We start from the raw sequence: 6,528 nt of genomic DNA, 5'->3' as shown, positions 1-6,528 counted from the left end.
CCGCCGAGGCCCGGCTAGGCGCGCTCGGACTTTCTGCCGTTGCTACCTAATGCCGGGCTAACCTAAGATAGGGTGGCCGGGAGGGGGAGCGGGCCGGTGGTGCTTTCACCCAGCCTAAGCGACAGCTTTCAGCCGCCCTTTGCCGTGCTGAGCCATCCAATCTTCCAGAACCGGCGCAATCTTGTCACGCCACTTGCTGCCATTGAAGATGCCATAGTGGCCTACTTCGGGGGCGAGGTGATACTTCTTGCGTGAAGCGGCAAGCCCGCTGGCCAAGTGCAGGGCTGCCTTGGTCTGCCCTATCCCCGAAATATCGTCGCGCTCGCCTTCAACGGCCAGGATCGCGGTATCCTTAATCTTGGCCAGATCAACCAGCTTGCCGCGGTGCACGAATGTACCGTTTGCAAGCGAATGCTTCTGAAACACCTCTTCGACGGTTTGCAGGTAATAGGCCGCGTTCAGATCACAGACTGCACGGTATTCCTGGTAAAAGTCCTTGGTTGCATCGGCGCTTTCATCGGCGCCTTCGACCAGATGCTTGAACATGTGCCAGTGGCTAAGCATGTGATTGCCCAGGTTCATCGACATGAACCCCGCCAGCTGCAAAAAGCCCGGATAGACCCGGCGGCCAGCGCCCGGATACTGCAATGGCACGGTGGCAATCACGGTATGGCGGAACCATTCGATCGGGCGCTGCATGGCCAGATCGTTGACCGACGTAGGCGCTTCGCGGGTATCGATCGGGCCGCCCATCATGGTCAGCGTCAACGGCCGGCATGGGTTCCTGGCATCAGCCATGATCGCGGTTGCGGCCAGCGCCGGAACCGAAGGCTGGCAAACCGCCAGAACGTGCGCGCCTTCCCCGATGTGTTCGAGGAAGCTGATCACATAATCGATGTAATCGTCCAGATCGAACTCACCCTCGGCAAGCGGGACCATCCGGGCATCGGCCCAATCGGTTACATAAACGGTAGCGCGTTCGGCCATCCGTGCGACGGTACCGCGCAGCAAAGTGGCAAAATGTCCGCTCATCGGGGCAACGATCAGAAGATTGGGTGCATCTGATGCAAGGCCGGCATGGCTAAACTTCAGCAGGTTGCCCCAAGGGCGGTGCATCACGATCGCTTCGGTGACTGGGTGGGTTGCGCCATCCACCTCAACCGTTTCGATATCGAAGGCCGGTTTGCCATAGCTGGCGGTGGAGTGTGCAAACACTTCAAGCGCCGACGCCATGATCGGCCCGGCTCCGGCATAGCCAAACGGCAGGGCTGGATTGTTCAGCATCTGCGCGCCGACCGAGGCCCAGGCGCTGGCGCTGTTGAGCCACGAACGCTGCAATTCATGTGCGGTGTAAAGCACTGTCCAGTTACCCCTGCTGGCCCGGCTGTTCCGGACATTTGCACCTGATGGTGCGCGCAATCGGCTTATTGTGCAATGCACAAATTTGCATTGCGGCGCACAATGGGTTCGGGGGAGCCACTTAATCGCTTACGCGGGCGCGGGCGCTGTGCTAGGGCCCGCGGCATGAGTTCCGCCCCCTCCGGCGCTGCGCCAGAAGCCCCCACTGAAACCCCTGCTCTCAGCGAGCCCAAGCCTGCGCGCAGCCTTGGCCCCTTGGGGATGGTCGCCCGCGAAACCGGCAAGTATCCAAGGCAACTGCTGTTTGCGCTGGCCGCGCTGCTGACAACTTCAGCCTGCACCCTGGCGATCCCCGAACGCATCCGGATCATGATCGACAAGGGATTTGGTGCCGGCTCCAGCATCACCTCGATCAACAGTTCGTTCCAGTATCTGCTGATGATTGCCGGGATTTTGGGCATCGCCACGGCGGTACGGTTCTATTTTGTCTCGTGGCTGGGTGAACGGGTGATCGCCGACATTCGCGAAAAGGTGCAGGCCAACCTCTTGCGCCTGCCTCCCAGCTTTTTTGAGGCCAATAGCCCCAGTGAAATCTCATCACGGATGACCGCGGATACCGCGATTATCGAGCAGGTGGTGGGCACATCAGTATCCTTCGCATTGCGCAATGCGATCACCGGGATCGGTGGGATCGTCTATCTGTTCTTTCTGGCACCAGCGATGCTGCTGCGGATCCTGATCGGGATTCCGCTGATCATCGTGCCGATCGTCTGGCTGGGCAGGATGGTCAGCAAGGCATCCCGATCCAGCCAGGACAAGATCGCCGATGTCGGCTCTCGCACGTCAGAAGTGCTGGGCGCGATGCGGGTGGTGCAAGCCTTTAACCAGGAAGCGCGTGAACAATCGCGCTTTACGGCAATCGTCGAACAGGCCTTTGCGGCGGCAAAACGGCGCTTTGGAATCCGCGCAATCATGACATCGATCGTCATCGTAGAGGTGATGGGCGGGATTGTGTTGTTGCTGTGGGAAGGGGCGATCCAGGTGGCCGAGGGCAAGATGAGCACCGGTACAATTGCTGGCTTTGTCTTCGCATCGCTGATTGTAGCAGGCGCGTTTGGCGCGCTGACCGAAATCTACGGCGATTTGCTGCGCGGTGCCGGGGCAGCCGGCCGGCTGACCGAACTGCTAAACGAACAGCCCGCGATTGCCGCGCCTGCCCGCCCGCTAACCCTGCCCGCACACGCCCGCGGAATGCTGGCGTTTGAGAATGTTTCATTCCGCTATCCGACCCGGCTTGAACACGCTGCACTGGCCGACTTTTCGCTGACAATCGAACCGGGCGAGACCGTGGCCGTGGTTGGCCCATCAGGAGCTGGCAAAAGCACGCTGTTTCAGTTGGCCCAGCGATTCTATGATCCGCAGGCCGGAACCATCAAACTGGATGGGGTGCCGCTGGTTTCAGTCGATCCAGCCGAAATTCGCCGCCGGATGGCGCTTGTCCCACAGGAAGGCGTGCTGTTTGCCGCAAATGCCCGTGACAACCTGCGCTATGGCAACTGGGAAGCCAGCGACGAGCAGATCTGGGAAGCGGCCCGCGCCGCGAATGCCGAAGCATTCCTGCGCGAACTGCCCGAAGGGCTGGATACATTCCTGGGCGAAGGCGGCGCGCGGCTTTCTGGCGGCCAGCGCCAGCGAATCGCTATTGCGCGCGCAGTCTTGCGCGAGGCCCCGATCCTGTTGCTGGACGAGGCCACGTCTGCGCTTGACGCTGAAAGCGAGCGGCTGGTGCAGGATGCGCTTGAACAGCTGATGAAAAACCGGACCACGATGGTCATCGCGCACCGCCTGGCAACAGTCCGTGCGGCCGATCGGATCGTGGTGATGGACAAGGGCCGCATGGTCGAAACCGGGACCCACAAGCAACTGACCAAAGCCGGCGGGCTCTATGCTCGCCTGGCCTCGCTGCAGTTCGATGACAAGGCGTTCGCCGCTGGTGGAGACAGCTAGGTGGACCCGATTGTCACTGCAATCCTGCTGGGCATTGTCGAAGGCGTAACCGAATTTATTCCGGTTTCATCAACCGGCCACCTGATTTTGGCGACCGAAGTGTTCGGATATGATGCCAAGACCTGGGCCGCGTTTAACGTTGTGATCCAGCTTGGCGCGATCCTGGCTGTGGTCGTGCAGTACTGGCGGACATTCTGGGCGGTCGGCCTGGGCCTGCTGAAGCTGCGCACCGAAAGCCTGGCTTTTGTCCGCAACATCCTGTTGGGCTTTCTGCCTTCCGCGGTGATCGGGCTGGCGCTGAAGGACTATATCGACGTTTTGCTGGGCAGCCCCGCCGTGGTCGGCTGGGCATTGATCCTGGGCGGGATCGCAATTCTGGCGATCGAGCGCTTGGCCAAACCGGGGCCGCCCACCAGCGTGGCACAATTGCCCGCGCGGCAAGCATTAGGCGTGGGTTTTGTGCAATGCATCTCGATGATTCCCGGCGTCAGTCGGTCAGGCGCGACAATCATGGGTGCGCTGGCGATGGGGATCGAGCGCCGGACCGCGGCTGAATTCAGCTTTTTCCTGGCGATCCCGACCATGCTGGGGGCAACCGCGCTGGAATTGTGGGATAGCCATGCCGCATTGATGGACGGCAGCGGGTTGGTCGGCTGGAGCGAAATTGCGGTGGGCTTTGCCGTTAGCTTTGTGGTTGCGCTGGCTGTGATCAAGCTGTTCGTGGCCTATGTCAGCCGCGCCGGGTTTGCTCCGTTCGCCTGGTACCGGATCGCAGCCGGGGCATTGGCAATATATCTACTAAGCTAAACCGGCTGCGCGCCGCTGCCCCGCCCGCCGCGCAAGGAATACTCTTGCGTTCCGCGGTGCAGCACATCGTCAATGTCGATTACCGCGGTGTTGGCGTAAGTAAAGCCGGCTCCTAGCGAGCGGTAGAGCCGGTCAAAATCGCGATCGACGGTATCGTGGTATAATTCCTCGAAGCTCTCGATCACAAAATAGCTGGGTTGCAGATCGTCTATCACATAGTCGGTCCGCATCACCCGATCGACGTTTAGCATGATCCGGTTCGGGCTTTGTGCTTCAAGGCAGAACACAGCCTCGGTTGGCCCCGAAAGGATCCCCGCACCATAGGCCCGCAATCCTTCCGCTTCGAGGATCAGCCCGAATTCGACCGTGTACCAATAAAGCGCGCCAAGCGCCTTCAAACGATTATAGCGCATCGCCTTCCACCCGGCCCGGCCATATTCCTGCATGTAATCGGCATACGTCGGATCGGCCAACATTGGCACATGGCCGAACACATCGTGGAATACATCGGGTTCCTGAATATAATCGAAGCTATCGCGGGTGCGGATGAAGTTGCCGGCCGGAAAACGGCGGTTGGCCAGATGCCAGAAGAACACATGGTCCGGGATCAGCATCGGCACTGGCACCACCGACCAGCCGGTCAGTTGGCCCAGATCTTCTGAAAGCTTGCCGAATTCGGGCACCCCGCCCCGGCCAAGATCAAGCTTGTCGAGCCCGGCGATAAAGGCGCTGGCGGCCCGGCCAGGCAAAATCTGAAGCTGGCGGGCAAACAAGAGATCCCACACTGCGTTCTCATCTGGGCCATAGGCGTGCTGGAACGGCTCCAGCCAATCTTCCCCAACATGGGCCGGACACTTGAGCGGCGCGGTGAACAAATCAGGGCCCAGAGCTGGCAGCTGTGCAAAATCGGTTTGAGACATGGTTGCATTTGTAACTTTACCGAAACGGGACGGCAATCAATTTTCGGCAGGTTGCGCAGCGGAATTTATGCGCACAATCTGCTGCATGAAAAGGAACGGGACCCGATGAAGCACCTTAAACGCAAGAAGTTCGAAGCACTCTATGCCCCGCTCGAGCAAGAGCTGGTTGCCATGGCCCGCTGGGCGGCGGCCACGGGTGCACGGATCATGGTGCTATTTGAAGGACGCGATACGGCAGGGAAAGGCGGCGCGATCCAGGCTGTGGCCCAGCCGCTTAACCCGCGCCAATGCCGCATTGCCGCATTGCCCAAACCATCGACCCGTGAACAGAGCCAATGGTACTTCCAGCGCTATGTGGCACACCTGCCCGCCGCCGGCGAAGTGGTGCTGTTTGATCGCAGTTGGTACAACCGTGCCGGGGTAGAAAAAGTGATGGGTTTTGCCGCCCCGGCGCAGGTTGATGCGTTCCTAAAGGCCGCGCCGGTATTTGAGCAGCAGTTGATCGATGATGGCATCTTGCTGTTCAAATACTGGCTGACCACCGATCAAGAACAACAGGAATTGCGCTTTCAGGAACGGCTTGAAGATCCGCTAAAGCGTTGGAAGCTTTCGCCGGTGGATGTGGCCGCGCGTGAAAAATATGATGCCTATACGCTGGCCCGTGAAGAAATGCTGGAGGCCACCCACACCAAGGCCGCGCCGTGGACCCTGATTGATTTCAACGATCAGCGGCGCGGCCGGCTGACCCTGATTCGCGATCTGCTTGATCGGCTGCCTGACACCCATGTTGATCCTGAAGCGATCGAGCTGCCGCCACTGGGGCACGCTCCTTCAAAAGAAGGCTTTACGGTACTGAAACCGATCGCTGCGTACAAGGACGCAAAGCGCACGGACTGAGCGCGCTTTCCCTTGACTTTGGGCCGGTCCTGACGCATTGGCGCGGCCTTCCGGGGCGGTGCGTAAGTGCTGCCCCAATGCTTTACAGCGTAGTTTCATGGGCTTTACCGCCCGAATCAAGAGTTCAGGACAAGAGCCATGGCGAAGCCCGCAACCGTCAAAATCCGCCTGGTGTCGAGCGCCGACACCGGCTTCTTCTATGTCACCAAGAAGAACCCGCGCAACACGACCGAAAAGATGAGCTTCAACAAGTATGACCCGGTGGTGCGCAAGCACGTCGAGTTCAAGGAAGCCAAGATCAAGTAAGGGCGATTCGGCCTGGTGCGCCAATCGCCTTCGCGATTGGCTTGCAAAGCCAGCCCGCTCCCCCGGCCCGACCACCCCAACGGTACAATCTGCGAGTGGTCGGGCCGGGGGAGCGGGCTGGTGTTGTATCAAGCGTCAGCTGGATGTTTGCCAATTCATTGCGAGTTCAAGCCCACCGCGCTAGCAGGCTTGGCATGAACATCGCAATTTCCACCTTTCGATCGCTGGCCGG

General features: G+C 59.9%; 6 protein-coding genes. 4 read left to right on the top strand and 2 right to left on the bottom strand.

What is annotated here, in order from left to right; genetic code table 11:
• Positions 1–114: 114 nt before the first annotated feature.
• On the bottom strand, positions 115–1,359 hold the full coding sequence (locus ABL914_RS13450; protein ID WP_391563699.1) for a polyhydroxyalkanoate depolymerase: 1,245 nt from the start codon (positions 1,357–1,359) through the stop codon (positions 115–117).
• A gap of 165 nt (positions 1,360–1,524) precedes the next feature.
• Here ABL914_RS13450 and ABL914_RS13445 point away from each other — a divergent pair, with 165 nt between their 5' ends.
• A complete protein-coding gene (locus ABL914_RS13445) occupies positions 1,525–3,366 on the top strand; it encodes an ABC transporter transmembrane domain-containing protein (protein WP_391563698.1) in 1,842 nt (613 codons plus the stop codon).
• Complete coding sequence (locus ABL914_RS13440) at positions 3,367–4,173, top strand: undecaprenyl-diphosphate phosphatase (protein ID WP_391563697.1); 807 nt, start codon at positions 3,367–3,369, stop codon at positions 4,171–4,173. It begins immediately after the preceding gene.
• Here ABL914_RS13440 and phhA read toward each other — a convergent pair.
• Positions 4,170–5,093, bottom strand: coding sequence for a phenylalanine 4-monooxygenase (phhA, locus tag ABL914_RS13435; protein WP_391563696.1), 924 nt, complete (start codon positions 5,091–5,093; stop codon positions 4,170–4,172). The genes ABL914_RS13440 and phhA overlap by 4 nt on opposite strands.
• 105 nt (positions 5,094–5,198) lie before the next feature.
• Here phhA and ppk2 point away from each other — a divergent pair, with 105 nt between their 5' ends.
• Both ppk2 and rpmG read left to right on the top strand, forming a co-directional pair.
• On the top strand, positions 5,199–5,990 hold the full coding sequence (gene ppk2 / locus ABL914_RS13430) for a polyphosphate kinase 2 (protein WP_391563695.1): 792 nt from the start codon (positions 5,199–5,201) through the stop codon (positions 5,988–5,990).
• Between the two features lie 138 nt (positions 5,991–6,128).
• Positions 6,129–6,296 (top strand): 50S ribosomal protein L33, encoded by a 168-nt coding sequence (gene rpmG / locus ABL914_RS13425; protein ID WP_391563694.1) that lies wholly within the window; start codon positions 6,129–6,131, stop codon positions 6,294–6,296.
• Positions 6,297–6,528 lie beyond the last annotated feature (232 nt).

The sequence above is a fragment of the Novosphingobium sp. genome (assembly GCF_040079535.1).
GTDB lineage: Bacteria > Pseudomonadota > Alphaproteobacteria > Sphingomonadales > Sphingomonadaceae > Novosphingobium.
This window is presented reverse-complemented; position numbering and strand designations above follow the sequence as displayed.

Excerpts from the sequence above, each read along its gene's own strand:
- phhA (WP_391563696.1), bottom strand. The coding sequence starts at position 5,093 with ATGTCTCAAACCGATTTTGCACAGCTGCCAGCTCTGGGCCCTGATTTG.
- ppk2 (WP_391563695.1), top strand. The coding sequence starts at position 5,199 with ATGAAGCACCTTAAACGCAAGAAGTTCGAAGCACTCTATGCCCCGCTC.
- ABL914_RS13445 (WP_391563698.1), top strand. The coding sequence starts at position 1,525 with ATGAGTTCCGCCCCCTCCGGCGCTGCGCCAGAAGCCCCCACTGAAACC.
- rpmG (WP_391563694.1), top strand. The coding sequence starts at position 6,129 with ATGGCGAAGCCCGCAACCGTCAAAATCCGCCTGGTGTCGAGCGCCGAC.